This is a genomic window from Streptomyces sp. NBC_00252, assembly GCF_036187565.1.
In the GTDB taxonomy this organism is placed as follows: domain Bacteria; phylum Actinomycetota; class Actinomycetes; order Streptomycetales; family Streptomycetaceae; genus Streptomyces.
In genome coordinates, this window is record NZ_CP108087.1 from 8,644,402 (window position 1) to 8,658,456 (window position 14,055).

15 protein-coding genes and 1 pseudogene are annotated in these 14,055 nt (G+C 70.5%); 9 read left to right on the forward strand and 7 right to left on the reverse strand.

Features of this window, described 5'->3' with window-relative positions; genetic code table 11:
* Positions 1-61: 61 nt before the first annotated feature.
* The gene (gene rox, locus OHT77_RS38375) at positions 62-1,522 is read right to left on the reverse strand and encodes a rifampin monooxygenase (RefSeq protein ID WP_328832947.1); all 1,461 of its coding nucleotides are present in this window, start codon (positions 1,520-1,522) and stop codon (positions 62-64) included.
* Positions 1,523-1,896: 374 nt separating this feature from the next.
* On the opposite strand from rox, the gene OHT77_RS38380 reads away from it, so the two are divergent.
* Both OHT77_RS38380 and OHT77_RS38385 read left to right on the forward strand, forming a co-directional pair.
* Positions 1,897-2,961 carry a fatty acid desaturase family protein gene (locus tag OHT77_RS38380; RefSeq protein WP_328832948.1) on the forward strand — a complete coding sequence of 355 codons (1,065 nt, stop codon included), beginning with the start codon at positions 1,897-1,899 and terminating at the stop codon, positions 2,959-2,961.
* Positions 2,962-3,110: 149 nt separating this feature from the next.
* A complete protein-coding gene (locus OHT77_RS38385; RefSeq protein ID WP_266774376.1) occupies positions 3,111-3,293 on the forward strand; it encodes a hypothetical protein in 183 nt (60 codons plus the stop codon).
* 239 nt (positions 3,294-3,532) lie between these two features.
* Here OHT77_RS38385 and OHT77_RS38390 read toward each other — a convergent pair whose 3' ends face one another.
* The 4 genes and pseudogenes from OHT77_RS38390 to OHT77_RS38405 all read right to left on the reverse strand — a co-directional run bounded on the left by OHT77_RS38390 (position 3,533) and on the right by OHT77_RS38405 (position 5,928).
* Positions 3,533-4,594, reverse strand: coding sequence for a hypothetical protein (locus OHT77_RS38390; RefSeq protein WP_328832949.1), 1,062 nt, complete (start codon positions 4,592-4,594; stop codon positions 3,533-3,535).
* Positions 4,595-4,729: 135 nt separating this feature from the next.
* Positions 4,730-5,026, reverse strand: coding sequence for a hypothetical protein (locus OHT77_RS38395; RefSeq protein ID WP_328832950.1), 297 nt, complete (start codon positions 5,024-5,026; stop codon positions 4,730-4,732).
* Between the two features lie 166 nt (positions 5,027-5,192).
* Positions 5,193-5,294, reverse strand: a pseudogene (locus tag OHT77_RS38400) (PadR family transcriptional regulator); the annotation flags it as partial.
* A 34-nt stretch (positions 5,295-5,328) separates the two neighbouring features.
* Positions 5,329-5,928 carry a class I SAM-dependent methyltransferase gene (locus tag OHT77_RS38405; protein ID WP_328832951.1) on the reverse strand — a complete coding sequence of 200 codons (600 nt, stop codon included), beginning with the start codon at positions 5,926-5,928 and terminating at the stop codon, positions 5,329-5,331.
* Between the two features lie 152 nt (positions 5,929-6,080).
* On the opposite strand from OHT77_RS38405, the gene OHT77_RS38410 reads away from it, so the two are divergent.
* The 5 genes from OHT77_RS38410 (at position 6,081) to OHT77_RS38430 (ending at position 11,102) form a co-directional block, all read left to right on the forward strand.
* Positions 6,081-6,854 carry an MHYT domain-containing protein gene (locus OHT77_RS38410; protein WP_328832952.1) on the forward strand — a complete coding sequence of 258 codons (774 nt, stop codon included), beginning with the start codon at positions 6,081-6,083 and terminating at the stop codon, positions 6,852-6,854.
* A 52-nt stretch (positions 6,855-6,906) separates the two neighbouring features.
* Entirely contained in the window at positions 6,907-9,447 is a 2,541-nt protein-coding gene (locus OHT77_RS38415; protein ID WP_328832953.1) for a sensor histidine kinase, read from the forward strand.
* Positions 9,444-9,881 carry a roadblock/LC7 domain-containing protein gene (locus OHT77_RS38420; protein ID WP_328832954.1) on the forward strand — a complete coding sequence of 146 codons (438 nt, stop codon included), beginning with the start codon at positions 9,444-9,446 and terminating at the stop codon, positions 9,879-9,881. Before OHT77_RS38415 ends, OHT77_RS38420 begins: the two co-directional genes overlap by 4 nt.
* 22 nt (positions 9,882-9,903) lie before the next feature.
* Positions 9,904-10,317: a DUF742 domain-containing protein gene (locus tag OHT77_RS38425; RefSeq protein WP_266774383.1), complete on the forward strand. Its 414-nt coding sequence runs from the start codon at positions 9,904-9,906 to the stop codon at positions 10,315-10,317.
* Positions 10,318-10,499: 182 nt separating this feature from the next.
* Positions 10,500-11,102, forward strand: a complete 603-nt coding sequence (locus OHT77_RS38430) for a GTP-binding protein (protein WP_266774384.1) — start codon at positions 10,500-10,502, stop codon at positions 11,100-11,102.
* Positions 11,103-11,115: 13 nt separating this feature from the next.
* Here the strand turns inward: OHT77_RS38430 and OHT77_RS38435 are convergent, their stop codons facing one another.
* A complete protein-coding gene (locus OHT77_RS38435; RefSeq protein WP_328832955.1) occupies positions 11,116-11,544 on the reverse strand; it encodes a PPOX class F420-dependent oxidoreductase in 429 nt (142 codons plus the stop codon).
* An 82-nt stretch (positions 11,545-11,626) separates the two neighbouring features.
* Between OHT77_RS38435 and OHT77_RS38440 the strand changes: the two genes are divergently transcribed.
* Positions 11,627-12,040 carry a roadblock/LC7 domain-containing protein gene (locus tag OHT77_RS38440; protein WP_328832956.1) on the forward strand — a complete coding sequence of 138 codons (414 nt, stop codon included), beginning with the start codon at positions 11,627-11,629 and terminating at the stop codon, positions 12,038-12,040.
* A 125-nt stretch (positions 12,041-12,165) separates the two neighbouring features.
* Positions 12,166-13,122 (forward strand): DUF6397 family protein, encoded by a 957-nt coding sequence (locus OHT77_RS38445; protein WP_328832957.1) that lies wholly within the window; start codon positions 12,166-12,168, stop codon positions 13,120-13,122.
* Between the two features lie 63 nt (positions 13,123-13,185).
* Here OHT77_RS38445 and OHT77_RS38450 read toward each other — a convergent pair whose 3' ends face one another.
* Complete coding sequence (locus OHT77_RS38450) at positions 13,186-14,049, reverse strand: acyl-CoA thioesterase (RefSeq protein ID WP_328832959.1); 864 nt, start codon at positions 14,047-14,049, stop codon at positions 13,186-13,188.
* Between the last annotated feature and the right edge of the window lie 6 nt (positions 14,050-14,055).

Below are 14,055 nucleotides of genomic sequence, written 5' to 3' on the forward strand. Positions count from 1 at the left end.
GGTGTCGGCCGTTTGTCGGACGGACGCGGCACCGGCGGCGTAGAACCGTCACCATGGGATCTCAAGCGACCTGAGGGTCACGGGGGTTGGCCGCGTCCAGGCGTGGAGTGCCGAACCACCTGGGCAGGTTGTCGAGCAGGTCCTCCTGGTCGTCGCCGACCCATGCCACGTGGCCGTCCGGCCGTAGGAGTACCGCGGGTGCGTCCAGTTCCTCGACGGCGTCGACCACGTGGTCGACGCGATCAGCCCAACCCGCGACCGAGAGACGGCCGGTCCGGTCGAGCAGGAGTCCTCGGCCGGTGTGCATCAACTCGTAGAGGCGGCCTTGCTTCAGCTGCATGTCCCGTAGGCGTCGGCCGAGCAGGTCATGGCCCTCGCCGAAGTCGTAGCGGATTGCGACAGCGGTGATCATCTCGGTCACGTACGTGTTCACCTCCTCGAAGTCCATGAGCGTGGAGAACAGTTCCCGTAGTGCCGTCGCGCCAGGATCGGTCCCCAGGAGGGTGATCTGCGCGCGCGTGTTGGCGATGACGCGGGCACCCACCGGGTGACGTTCCGTGTGGTAGCTGTCCAACAGCCCTTCCGGGGCCCAGCCGTTGACCGCGGCGGCGAGCTTCCAGCCGAGGTTGAACGCGTCCTGCACCCCGAGGTTGAGCCCCTGTCCGCCGGTCGGCGGATGGATGTGCGCCGCGTCGCCCGCCAGCAGCACCCGGTCGACCCGGTAGCGCTCGGCCTGCCGGGTGGCGTCACCGAACCGGGACATCCAACGCGGCGTGTGCACACCGAAGTCGGTGCCCGCGACGGCCCGTAGCCGCCGCCTGAACTCGTCGAGAGTCGGCGTGGCCGCGCGGTCCTCGGCGACGCCGTCCGCGGGCACGACGACGCGGTACACACCGTTCTCGCCGGGGCTGACGCCGAACCGCAGCTGGGTCTTGCGGACCTCCTCGACGACGGCGGCGATCGTGGCCGGGTCCTCGGTCGCCTCCATCTCGCCCAGCAGCGTCTCGACCGTCGCGGGCTCACCGGGGAAACCGACGCCGAGCAGCTTGCGCACCGTGCTCCGGCCGCCGTCACAGCCGACGACATAGCGCGCCCGCAGCTGCGAACCGTCCGCCAACCCGACGGTCACTCCGTCCTCGGTCTGACTCAACCCGACCACTTCGAAGCCGCGCCGGATGTCCGTACCGAGTTCGACGGCCCGCTCGGCCAGCAGCCGCTCGGTGACCGGCTGCGGGGTGGCGACACCGAAAGGATGAGCCGTGTCCAACCGGTCGGGCCACGGCTTGACGATGCCCCCGAAGAGACCGCCCACCTGGAACGTCTCACTCACCGCGAGGAACCGGTCGAGAAGACCGCGCTGGTCCATGATCTCGACACTGCGCGTGTGCAGCCCCTGCCCGCGGGACTCCCCGGTCGGCTCGGTCAGCCTCTCCAGCACGACCACGTGCACGCCGTGCAGCCGCAACTCGCAGGCCAGCATCAGGCCGGTCGGTCCGCCGCCGACCACGATCACGTCAATCATCAGGAACGCCCATCCCACGAGGTCGGTCTCCGGTGGGCCACTACGTGGACCTGCACATCACGATCTTTCGTTTCCGCAGGTCCTGGCCTCGGTCGGCCATTTTGCGGCACCCCTTGGGCCTTGCCGCAAGCCCCTGGGTGAGCTATACCTTGGGTGTGGCGAGGAGTGCGTGAACTCCTCGCTTTCGTGTTTTCCGGGTGGTTCTCCGCGAGCCCGATGCCGACGATCTTGTGAGTGAGGGTGTCGTCAGCCCCCCTGGGCGGATCCGGCTTTCCCCCGTAGGGACACGGGTGGTGCCGCCATGGTCGCCAACGGTCACCGATTCGTACGTTTGCTCAGGTCAGCCCGTTGCCTGAGAGACCCGGAGACCGGACATGTCCCAGACCACCGCAGTCGTCGGCGCACGCGATCCTGGGGATGCCGTAGCGGCGCCCCCAGGGAGCGAGTTCGCGCCCCTCCTGCGCACGGTCAAGGGCAGAGGACTACTGGAGCGGCGACACGCCTGGTACGCACGCTGCATCGCCGCCAACGCCCTCGCACTGGCCGGGATCGCCACCGGCGTCGTCCTGATCGGCGACTCCTGGCTGACGCTGCTCCTGGCACCGTTGTTCGCCGTGTTCGGCGCGCGTACGGCCTTCATAGGCCACGACGCCGGCCACTCGCAGATCGCCGGCGACAGGACCGTCAACCGGGTCATCGGACTGATCCACGGCAACCTGTTGCTGGGGATGAGCTACTCCTGGTGGAACGACAAACACAACCGCCATCACGCGAACCCGAACCACATCGACAAGGACCCGGACGTCGTCGCCGACATCCTCGTCTTCACCGGCGAGCAGGCGAAGCACCGCTCCGGATTCCGGCGCTGGCTCACCCGCAACCAGGCCTGGCTGTTCTTCCCGCTCACCCTGCTCGAAGGCATCGCCCTCAAGGTCCACGGCTTCCAGGATCTGCGGCGCCAGCCCCGCCGGGAGCGGGCCGTCGAAGGCGCCCTTCTGGTGGGCCACGTCGTGGCCTACGCGACCTTGCTGCTCATATCGATGTCCCCAGGGAAGGCACTCGCGTTCGCCGCGCTGCACCAGGCCCTCTTCGGACTGCACCTGGGCCTGGCCTTCGCACCCAACCACAAGGGCATGGAGATGCCCGACCCTGACGGTGAGCGATGGGGTCATCTCCGCCGTCAGGTGCTCACCTCACGGAACATCCGCGGCAGCGTCCTCACCGACTGGTTCCTCGGCGGCCTCAACTACCAGGTCGAGCACCACCTCTTCCCGAGCATGCCGCGCCCCAATCTGCGCCGGGCACAGCCCCTGGTGCGCGCTCACTGTCAGGATGTGGGTATCCCCTACGTGGAGACGGGGCTCGTCGACTCCTACCGGCAGGCCCTGCGCCACCTCCACGAGGTGGGGGAGCCGCTGCGGATGGAGTGGACGGAGTGAAGGAGCTGCCGACGGCCCGGTACCAGTGATGGCCCTGTACCAGTAGGGGAAGCGCCTCAGGGATGTATCAGGGTCGCGATCCGGAACTGTGCGGAGCGCGAACCCGTTTTCAGATCAGAGAGCGGCTGCGGCCGCGGAGGAGGCGACATATGTCGATGAACGCGAAGATCGCCGTAGGAGGTGTGGCGGTCGGACTGATCCTGTTGATCTGGCTGCCCTGGTGGGTCTCATTCCTGATCGTCGTGGGAGTGCCGACGGCCGCATATCTGACGCTCGACCCCTCGCAGCGGCGCAGGCTGCGCCGCGTGGCAGGCAAGGAGATCGGGCGCTGACGCACCACCGATGCCCTAGGGCGTTGCCGCCCAGGGCACGGGAGCGGAGCATGTCGCCGCCCGCGGGACTGCCGACAGCGGCCTCGTGGGCGGGGCTCGGCCGGGGGCTGGCCTCGGACTGAGGGGGGGTGCCGTTTTCGCGCCGCCGTGGGGCGGCCGACTGCCGTCTTGGCTTCGGGCGTGACCTGGAGCCCGTCGGACCCTGGGGCCCGCTCACCCGAGGCTCCGCCCGCAAAGGCTCAACTCGGCCGTACGGCCAGCTTGTCGAGTGCTTCCAGGAGTCCGGGGAGTTCGGGACCCCGGCCCACCGGCAGGACCTCGCCGGGTTCGTCGTCGAGCAGGACGAACGCTATGTCGTCGGTCCGGGCCACCAGCGACCAGCCGGGGCCGTCGGCGCGCAGTGTGCGCGCGTCGCCGGGGGCGAAAGAGGATCTGACGCGGCCGAGGGGTGGCGGCGCGTCGATGTAGGCGCGGATCTCCGTCAGTACGCGGCGGACCCCGCTGTGGCCCGGCTGGGGGCCTTCCGCGGGGCTGCTGTTCGCTCCGGTGTCAGCCGTCGGCGTCTTGCCCGCCTGATCCGTCCGGTCAGGCTTCCCGGGCTCGTTCGCCTCCCGCGACTCGGCCGCCTTCTCCGGCTCGTCCGCCGTCTGGGACCCGTTCGTCTTCTCCGACCCGTCCGTGTCGGAAGCGGTGTTCGAGGCCGTGTCCGAGGCGGTGTTCGAGGCCGTGTCCGAGGCCGCTTCGGAGGGCGTGGCTTCGTCCGTCTTCGACGCGTCTCCCGCCCCGTCCTCCGTCGAGAAGGTCGAGTCGTCGATCTGCTCCCGCCAGGTGGCCCACTGGAGCGCGATCTCGTCGGCGCCCAGGCGTCGTTGCGCCGGACCCCAGGTGGTGGTGTCCGGGGGAGCCAGCGGTGGCCGGTCCACGAGGTCGGGGTCCGGGTCGTGCGGCGCGGGCACGTTGGGTGCCGCGACGGCGACCGCGAGCGGCCAGCCCGGCAGGGCGGCGACCACCGTGCGCTCGCTCGGCGACAGGTCGTACTCCATGCCGCAGTCCCAGGACGCGATGGCGACCGCGACCAGGGACACGTCGTCGATGACGACCGTCCACCGCGACCCGTCGCCGTCCTGGCCGAGCACCAGGCCGTACCCGTCGGCGAGCGGTGCCATCCCGAGCGCCGCACAGGCCTCCGGGTAGTCGTCGCCCAGCACGCTCGGGAACTTCGCCGGTGTCAGCAGCACCGCCGTGAGCACATAAAGCGCATCGTCCTCGGCGGCGACGGCCTCTTCATCCGTGTCGGCCATCCCAGCCTCCCCATCGTTCGTCCAACCGCGCGCACCCTAGTGTGCGCGGAAGCCGCTTGTCACGACTCCCAAGTACACCCGGAGCTGCAGTTTTCCGTCTGGACTGGGCGAAATGACCACCGGTAACCCGAACTGTCAGGCCGCGGGGAGCCCGAGAAGCGCGCGAGCCACCGTCCGCGGCGACTCGTCACGCTCTCTCGCGAGCGCCACGACTGCCCGGCACGCCAACTCGCTGACCCCGAAGGACAGCGCCTCCGGTGACACCCATCCCGCGGCTTCGTCGATCCGCTCCTGATCGTCCTCCGCGCGGGCCGAGACGTAGACGGCGGCGGCCTCGAACAGATTGTGGGGGCGTTGCCGCGGGCCACTGCTCGTCTCCGGGCGCGTGGAGGCGAGAAATCTGGCGAAGGTCTTACGGGGCCTGTCGAACATGCTGACCGCCTTCCCCTACGTGCTGTTCTGTCGCTGACCGTTCATCTACCGCCACCCAACGTAGAGTTGGAGTTGCGGCGACAGAAGGGGGACGGCACGGTGAAGCGCGTCGGACGCCCCGCGCGGAAGCGCGTCAGCCGTCGATCGCGTCCAACGTGATCCGCAGTCAGGTCGGTTCGGCGCGGCCCGTGGCGCGGGCGATCGTGAGGGTGCCGCGCCGGAACGGATCGTCCAGCTCCTCGGCGCGCAACGGCCGGTCATCGTCGTAGAGGCTCGCGGGCGGCGGGTGACCCGCGCGCGGGTCAGTCCTCGCGTACGGCGAGCGCCAGGAAGCGGGCGTCCTCGTCGGCGTACGACGTCATGCGCCACCCCGAACCTGCCAGCAGGGGGCGGAGATTGGGCTCAGCGCGGAGGTCGTCCGGTGTGATCTGCCGCCCTTGGCGGGCGGCCAGCGCGGCCCGGCCGATCGGGTGGAACAGCGCCAGCGTGCCGCCGGGGCGCACCACGCGCGCCAACTCCCGCAGATTCGCCTCGGGTCGGGGCAGATGCGCGATGAGACCCGCCCCGAACACGGCGTCGAGCGACTCCGGCCTCAGCGGCAGCGCGGCCACGTCGGCGAGAAGCAACTGCCCCTCTCGGTCGCGTCCGGCCCGTACGGCGGCCTGCAACATGGCGGGGGTTAGATCGGCCCCGAGCACCACTCCGGAGCGTCCCACGGCCGCACGGAGCGGCGGCAGCGCGCGTCCCGTGCCGCAGCCCGCGTCGAGTACGCGATCTCCCTCGCGCAGGCCGAGTTCGGCGACCGCGGCGGCATAGGCGGGGCCGTCGTCGGGGAAGCGGCTGTCCCAGTCGGCGGCGCGTGCGCCGAAGAACTCCTGGACACGTGTGTGGTCGTCGCTCATGTTCGGCATGATCCCTCACCGACACGGATGACGCTTCGGCGCACACGTTCGAGCGTCACGCGGTCGTTCAGAAACCTCTCTGCGTCATATTGCGACGCCTTTCGAAATGCGCCCCCTTTGTGCGCCCGTGCCCCTACTAGCGTCCCCTGGTCATGGGACACCTGGACCACGCCACCTTCGGCTGGCTGACCCCCGTGCTGTCATACGTGATGGCCTGTATGGGAGCCGCACTCGGCCTGCGCTGCACCGTCCGCGCGCTCGGCGCCACCGGCCGTTCGCGCCGCAACTGGCTGATCACCGCGGCCTCCGCGCTCGGCACCGGCATCTGGACCATGCACTTCGTGGCCATGCTCGGTTTCGGCGTCAGCGGCACCGACATCCGCTACGACGTGCCGTTGACGATGCTCAGCCTCCTCGTCGCCATGGTCGTCGTCTGCGCGGGCGTCTTCGCCGTCGGCTACGGCCGAGACCGGGGCCGCGCGCTCGTCCTCGGCGGCCTGACCACTGGGTTGGGTGTCGCGAGCATGCACTACCTGGGCATGGCGGCGATGCGGCTGCACGGGCATGTGAGCTACGACCCGATGCTCGTCGGACTCTCCGTGCTCATCGCCGTCGTCGCGGCGACCGCGGCCCTGTGGGCGGCCCTCAACATCAAGTCGCCCGTGGCGGTCGGCGCCGCCTCCCTCGTCATGGGAGCGGCCGTCAGCAGCATGCACTACACCGGCATGTTCGCGGTGCGCGTGGACGTCACCCCCTCCGGGGCGGTCCTGCCGGGTGCCACGGCGATGCAGTTCATCTTTCCCCTAGCCGTGGGCCTCGGGTCGTACCTGTTCCTGACCTCGGCGTTCGTCGCGCTGTCGCCGTCGACAGGAGAGCGCGAGGCCACCGCCTCGGCCCAGCGTCCGCTCGAGGGCGTCGCTCGCTGACCGCCCGTCGCCCGCACCGCACGACCCCGAACCACTTCCGAGCGAGGAGGCCATGCGCACCCCCCGTAGGACCCCGAGCCGCAGGACCCCGAGAGCCGGCGCCGGGACGCCGCCCGTGCGCGGTCGTCGCGCGCACGCCGGACCACCCGCAGACGAACTCTTCGACGAGCCCCTGGACGCCCCGCCGGAGGACATATCCCCGCGCGCGGGACGATGGCGGATGCGACCCCGCACCGTGCGGGCCAAGATCATCTGCCTCCTGATGGTGCCGGTCGTCTCCCTGCTCGCCCTGTGGGCGTACGCCACCGTCAGCACCGCCCAGGACGTCTCCCGGCTGCGGCAGTCGCAGCGCGTGGACTCCGAGGTGCGCAGCCCCGTCACGGCGGCCGTCGCCGCGCTGCAGGCCGAGCGATCGGCCGCCGTGCGCTACGCGACCGACCCCGACGCCGAGCAGAGTGGGGACCTGAAGAGGCTGGCGACGAGCACGGACCGCGCGGTCTCCCGACTGCGGCTCGGCGAGGACGACACCGTCGCCGACGGTGAGGAACTGCCGGCCGAAGTCGGCCGACGCCTGCAGGACTTCGTCACCGGCGCCGAGCGACTGCGCTCACTGCGCGCCGACGTCCTCGCCCACCGCGCGGGCTGGGACGAGACGTACGGGCAGTACACGAAGACCATCTCGACGGCCTTCGCCGTGGGCGGGGCGCTCTCCGGAGTCCAGGACGCCGAACTCGGGTCCGACGCGCGCGTGCTCCTCGAATTCTCCCGGGCCGGGGAATCGCTGTCCCAGGAGGACGTGATGCTCGCCGCTGCGCGTCTCGACGGACGCCTCGACGGGGAGCGGCTGAGGCTGTTCAACGGCGCCGCCGACACCCGCCGTACCCTCATCGACTCCGCCGTCGCGGATCTGTCCGGCTCCGAACACGCCGCCTGGCAGACGCTCGCCGACACCAGCGCCTACGACGCGATCGGCACGGTCGAGGACAAGGTCCTCGGCGCCACCTCGGGTACCCGGGCAATCGCGGCGGCGCCCGAGTCCACCTGGAACAGTGCGCACACACGCGTGCAGGACGGTATGCGTGCCATCGAGGCGGACGCGGGGAACGGGGGCGCGGACAGCGCCGATCCGTTCACCCGGGGGCTCCTCTCGTCGGCCGGTGCCGCCGTGCTGCTCGGGCTTGCCGCCGTCATCGCGTCGCTCGTCATCTCGGTGCGCATCGGACGCGGTCTCGTCGTCGAACTCGTGAGCCTGCGCAACGACGCCCTGGGGATCGCCCGCCACAAACTCCCCGAGGCCATGCGGAGACTGCGCGCGGGGGAGGAGATCGACATCCGCGCGGAGGCGCCGCCCGGGCCGCCTGCCGAAGACGAGACCGGACAGGTCGCCGAGGCCCTGGGCACCGTGCACCGCGCCGCCCTGCGGGCCGCCGTCGAACGCGCCGAACTCGCGAGCGGCATCTCCGGGGTCTTCGTCAACCTCGCCCGCCGCAGCCAGGTCCTGGTGCACCGTCAACTCAGCCTGCTGGACAGCATGGAGCGCCGCTCCGAGGACCCGAACGAACTGAGCGACCTCTTCCGCCTCGACCACCTCACCACCCGTATGCGACGGCACGCCGAGAGCCTGATCATCCTCTCCGGAGCGGCACCCGGACGGGCCTGGCGCATGCCGGTCTCCCTGACCAACGTCGTCCGCGCGGCCGTCTCCGAGGTCGAGGACTACGCGCGCGTGGAGGTACGCCAACTCCCCGAGGCCTCCGTGGTCGGCGCGGCCGTCGCCGACCTCACGCACCTGCTCGCCGAGATCGTGGAGAACGCCGCCCAGTTCTCGCCACCGCACACGCGCGTGCGGGTCACCGGTGAACCCGTAGGCAACGGCTACGCCGTGGAGGTCGAGGACCGGGGCCTGGGCATGGGCAAGGAGTCCCTGGGCGACGCCAACCGCCGTATCGAGCAGTCCGAGACCCTCGACCTCTTCGACAGCGACCGGCTCGGCCTCTTCGTGGTCAGCAGGCTCGCCGCCCGCCACGGCATCAAGGTGCACCTGCGGACATCGCCCTACGGGGGTACGACGGCGGTCGTGCTCCTGCCGACGGCGCTGCTGCACGGCGGCGCGCTGGAACGCGCCCCGCGCGCGGCGGCCGAGGACGGGGAGCACGCCGTGGAACGCGAGTACGCGCGCGTGCCCACCGCGCCCCAGCACCAGGAGTCCGTCCCGGCCCCGGCCGACCGGCCCGCCCTCGCGGCCACCGCACGGGCCTCGGCGGCCGCGGCGAACGACACCACGCCCCCCGGAGTCACCACCTTGCGACTGCATCGCCCGCCCGAGGACAGCGAAGGGACCGAAGAGACCGACGACCTCCCACGCCGCGTACGCCAGGCGCACCTCGCCCCCCAACTCCGCGAACAGCCCACTGGGGAACGGGAACAGTCACAGGCCGCCCCACGCGACGAGCACCGCACCCCGGAGGTCGTACGGGACCGGATGGCCGCCTACCGCGAGGGCTGGACGCGTGGCGGCGGCAGACCACCGGGCCGCGGCGCCACCCCAGGCCCCGCGACGGGCAGAGACAGCAGCGAAGGAGACCCCGCGTGATCCAGGACCCGAGCATGAGGGCCGCCCAACGATCCGGCGAACTCGACTGGCTGCTGGACGACTTGGTGCTGCGCGTGGGCGAAGTACGGCATGCCGTGGTGCTGTCCAACGACGGCCTCGCCGTCGGCGCGTCGACAGACCTCGCGCGCGAGGACGCGGAACACCTCGCCGCCGTCGCCTCCGGATTCAACAGCCTCGCCAAGGGCGCGGGCCGGCACTTCGGCGCCGGGGGAGTGCGCCAGACGATGGTGGAGATGGACGACGGGTTCCTGTTCGTGGCCGCGGCCGGAGACGGCTCCTGCCTCGCCGTCCTCACCGCCGTCACGGCCGACATAGGCCTGGTGGCGTACGAGATGGCACGGCTGGTCAAGCGCGTCGGTGAGCACCTCTACACGCCGCCGCGCGTCGGTGCGCAGCCCCCCGTCGCCGGATGAGGCGAGAAGGCGGTCCGCTCCGATGACCGAGGACACGACAGACGACCGGCGCGAACCGGGCAGCCAGTGGTACGACCAGGAGGCCGGGCCTCTCGTCCGCCCCTACGCCATGACGGGAGGACGTACCAAACCAGGCCCTACGGGAGTGCGTTTCGACCTGATCGCGCTCGTCACGCTGGACATCGGCGCACCCGGCCTCGACGACGACACGGGGCTCGGACCGGAACACCGCGCGCTCATCGACCTGTGCCGCCCGGAGACCCAGTCCGTCGCCGAACTCGCCGCCGGAGCAGACCTCCCCCTGGGGGTCGTCCGGGTGCTCCTGGGCGACCTCCTGGAGCTCGGCTGCGTCACCGTCAGCCGTCCGGTGCCGCCCGCGCAGCTGCCCGACGAACGGATTCTGCGCGAGGTGATCGAAGGACTACGGGCACTGTGATGAAACATCAGAAGCACGCGAACGCGTACGGCACCGACTTGTGCACCCTTTCGCGCACCGAACGGGCACGAGGCGGTCACATCGGGCACAAAGCGGTCCAACCACCCGGAGCGGGGCCGCACTTGCCACGATGCACACCTACGGACGTCGAGCGTCGCCGGCACTCCCGAGAGAAGTGATCGATGGTCTCCGAGCACTCCGATGCCGAGGGCGACACGACCGCCCTGGCGTTGAAGATCCTGGTCGCCGGTGGATTCGGCGTGGGCAAGACCACCATGGTGGGCGCGGTCAGTGAGATCAGGCCGCTGCGCACCGAGGAACTGCTCAGCGAGGCGGGCCAGTTGGTGGACGACACCGACGGCGTGGACCAGAAGGTCACGACGACCGTCGCCATGGACTTCGGCCGCATCACCATCAGGTCCGGGCTCTCCCTCTACCTGTTCGGCACCCCGGGGCAGGACCGCTTCTGGTTCCTTTGGGACGAGCTGTCGCAGGGTGCCCTGGGGGCCGTCGTCCTCGCGGACACCCGGCGACTCGAGGACTGCTTCCCCGCGGTCGACTACTTCGAGCACCGGCACATCCCGTTCGTGGTGGCCGTCAACTGCTTCGCGGGCGCCCGCAGTTACGGCGCCCTCGACGTCTCCCGCGCCCTGGACCTCGACCGGGGGACACCGGTCGTCCTCTGCGACGCCCGTGACCGCGACTCCGGGAAGGAGGTGCTGATCCGGCTCGTCGAGTACGCCGGGCGGATGCACACCGCCCGGATGCTCGACTCCGTGGGCTGAGCGGCGGCGGTCCTCAGTCCGCGATGTCCTTCTGCGCCAGTACCTTCTCGACCGTGACGCGGACGAGGAGTTCGCCCGGCACCCCGTTGCGGGCGCCGAACTCCTCGGCGCGGTCCTCGCCCATGTAGCGGGCTCCGATCCGGGCGGCCCAGTGCCGGAGTTGGGCCGGATCCTCCGACAGATGGGCGCGTCCCTGGATGATCACGAAGTCGAAGGGCGGCCGATCGTCGTCCACGCATAGGGCGACTCGCCCGTCACGGGCTAGATTGCGCCCTTTTACCGTTTCCTTCGCGGTGTTGAACACCACATCGTCCCCGTCCAGTAGGAACCAGATCGGCGCCACATGTGGGCTCCCATCGGCGCGTACGGTCGACAGCTTGCCGGTGCGGGTGCCGTGCGAGACGAACGCCCGCCATTCCTCGTCGGTCATCTTCTGTGCCATGCCCCCATCCTCCTTGCCCGGGCGACGGGCGTGGGGAAGGCTGACGGGAGATCGGGGAGACGTCACACGGGGAGGCCATGACATGGCGCAGAACCAGGGACTGAGCTGGCTGCTGGACGATCTGACCGAGCGTGTCGAGCACGTGCGCCACGCCCTGGTCCTGTCCAACGACGGTCTGGTGACAGGTGCGAGCACGGGCCTGCGCCGCGAGGACGCGGAACACCTCGCCGCCGTCTCGTCCGGACTGCACAGCCTCGCCAAGGGATCGGGCCGTCACTTCGGCGCGGGCGGGGTACGGCAGACGATGATCGAGTTCGACGACGCCGTCCTGTTCGTCACCGCGGCAGGCAGCGGCAGCTGTCTGTGCGTACTCAGCGGCGCGGACGCCGACATCGGTCAGATCGCCTACGAGATGACACTGCTCGTGAACCGCGTCGGCGAGCACCTCGGCGTGGACGCCCGGCATCCCGAGCGAACCCCCATCACGGACCCCTGACCTGCGGCTTCATCGACCTCGCAGAGTTATCCACAGGCCTGCCACGAGATCCGCCGCGGCGGTTACGGTTTGTTCATCGCAAACGCACACAGCGTGAGCATCGAACTCCGCGGGGGAGAACGACCATGGCAGGAAGCACCATCATCAAACCGTCCGGCCTCTCGTGCACGCCGAGTCGCGCGGCACGTGAACTGGGCCTGAAGCGAGGCGATTTCGACCTCGCCGTACATCTCGGACGCGTCCGCACCGTGCCCGACGAGGAGGGCGGCGGCCGACGCGTCACCCACGCCGAGATCGACCGACTGCGCTCGGCGGCCGGGTTCCCGGACACCCTCATCGAGAGCGTCAGGACCGTGGGCACCACGGAGGGCGCGGCCCTCATGGAGGTCACCTCCGCCAGGTTCACCCGCCTCGCCCGGCTGGGACTGGTGGTGCCGGTCAAGTTCTACCTCAACCGTTATCGGGCCGTGGTCTGGCTCTATCTCGCCGAAGAACTACGGCAGTTCGCGGCCGACAAGAACCACACCTCACTGCTGAACGGCCGCACGCCCGAGCGCCTGCGTGACCAACTCCAGGGGGGCCTGGATCTACGGCCCCGCAACTGGCGCGGACGACATCTCGGGTTCCTGCTCCATCAGGCCACCGATCCGTGGGAACGCGCTGGCGCCCTGGCCGCACTGCTGGACCCCGTCCAGGTCGCCGAGATCGTCCAGGATCCCTACGAGCGCGCCCACTTGAACCGGTTCCGACCCGAACCGCCGGCCCATGGGGCTCCGGGCTCGGCCGCCGCCCACCTTGCCGAGCGGATCATGACGGCGGACGACCCGGACGAGATCAGCTGGCTGCGCGCGGATCTGACGCAAGTGCTGGACGAGGCACGCTGCCATCGCCCCGCGCCCCGGCCTAACGGTGAACTGGCCGTACCCCGGCCGACCGTCGAGCCGACCGCATCGTCGCCCTTTCTGAGCGAGCGCCGACCCGAGCCGATGGCGAAACCCGCCCCGACGCCGGATGCCGAGCCGGCACCCGAACCCGAGCGATCACGCGGCATGTTGGGCTGGCTGCGCCGCAGAAGCGCGTGAGCGGCATGGCGCAGACGCGTCGCTCACCACGACAGTGACCGGCACGCAGCGCAGCCGCACCCGCTACAGCGCTCTGAACAGCCCTTCCTGGACGACCGAGACGAGCAGGCGTCCCTCCAGGTCGTAGATGCGTCCGCGGGCCAGACCGCGGCCGCCCGTCGCGATCGGGGACTCCTGGTCGTACAGGAACCACTCGTCCGCACGGAACGGCCGGTGGAACCACATGGCGTGGTCCAGCGACGCCATGTCGAAGTTCCGCGGTCCCCAGAGGGGTTCGACGGGGATTCGGACGGCGTCCAGGAGCGTCATGTCGCTGGCGTACGTCAGCGCGCAGGTGTGCACCAGTGGATCGTCGCCGAGCGGTCCGACCGCGCGCATCCACACCGCGCTGCGCGGCTCGGCGTCCTTGATCTCCTCGGCGCTCCAGCGCAGTCCGTCCGCGTACCGGATGTCGAAGGGCTGACGGCGTGCCATCCGCTCCAACTGCTCGGGCAGCACGCCCAGATGAGCCCGGACCTCCTCCGACACCGTCGGCAGGGACTCCGGGTCCGGGACCTCGCGGGCCGGCAGCTGGTGCTCGAAAGGACCTTGCTCAGGCTTGTGGAAGGAGGCGGTGAGATTGAAGATCGTGCGGCCCTGCTGCACACCGGTGACCCGACGGGTGGTGAACGACCGGCCGTCCCGTACCCGCTCGACCTGGTACACGATCGGCACGCCGGGTCGGCCCGGCCGCAGGAAGTACGCGTGCAGCGAGTGCACCGGGCGGTCGCCCTCCGTGGTGCGCCCCGCGGCGACCAGCGCCTGGCCGGCGACCTGGCCGCCGAAGACCCGCTGCAGGGACTCTTGCGGGCTGCGGCCACGGAAGATGTTGACCTCGATCTGCTCCAGGTCGAGCAGGTCGACGAGCCGCTCTGCCGGGTTCGTCATGGGTGG

Bases quoted from the DNA above. Each gene is read 5' to 3' on its own strand.
- OHT77_RS38425 (WP_266774383.1), top strand. From the start codon at position 9,904: ATGACCGAGGACACGACAGACGACCGGCGCGAACCGGGCAGCCAGTGG.
- OHT77_RS38380 (WP_328832948.1), top strand. From the start codon at position 1,897: ATGTCCCAGACCACCGCAGTCGTCGGCGCACGCGATCCTGGGGATGCC.
- OHT77_RS38390 (WP_328832949.1), bottom strand. From the start codon at position 4,594: ATGGCCGACACGGATGAAGAGGCCGTCGCCGCCGAGGACGATGCGCTT.
- OHT77_RS38410 (WP_328832952.1), top strand. From the start codon at position 6,081: ATGGGACACCTGGACCACGCCACCTTCGGCTGGCTGACCCCCGTGCTG.
- OHT77_RS38430 (WP_266774384.1), top strand. From the start codon at position 10,500: ATGGTCTCCGAGCACTCCGATGCCGAGGGCGACACGACCGCCCTGGCG.
- OHT77_RS38405 (WP_328832951.1), bottom strand. From the start codon at position 5,928: ATGAGCGACGACCACACACGTGTCCAGGAGTTCTTCGGCGCACGCGCC.
- OHT77_RS38385 (WP_266774376.1), top strand. From the start codon at position 3,111: ATGTCGATGAACGCGAAGATCGCCGTAGGAGGTGTGGCGGTCGGACTG.
- OHT77_RS38415 (WP_328832953.1), top strand. From the start codon at position 6,907: ATGCGCACCCCCCGTAGGACCCCGAGCCGCAGGACCCCGAGAGCCGGC.
- OHT77_RS38435 (WP_328832955.1), bottom strand. From the start codon at position 11,544: ATGGCACAGAAGATGACCGACGAGGAATGGCGGGCGTTCGTCTCGCAC.
- OHT77_RS38445 (WP_328832957.1), top strand. From the start codon at position 12,166: ATGGCAGGAAGCACCATCATCAAACCGTCCGGCCTCTCGTGCACGCCG.
- OHT77_RS38450 (WP_328832959.1), bottom strand. From the start codon at position 14,049: ATGACGAACCCGGCAGAGCGGCTCGTCGACCTGCTCGACCTGGAGCAG.
- OHT77_RS38440 (WP_328832956.1), top strand. From the start codon at position 11,627: ATGGCGCAGAACCAGGGACTGAGCTGGCTGCTGGACGATCTGACCGAG.
- OHT77_RS38395 (WP_328832950.1), bottom strand. From the start codon at position 5,026: ATGTTCGACAGGCCCCGTAAGACCTTCGCCAGATTTCTCGCCTCCACG.
- rox (WP_328832947.1), bottom strand. From the start codon at position 1,522: ATGATTGACGTGATCGTGGTCGGCGGCGGACCGACCGGCCTGATGCTG.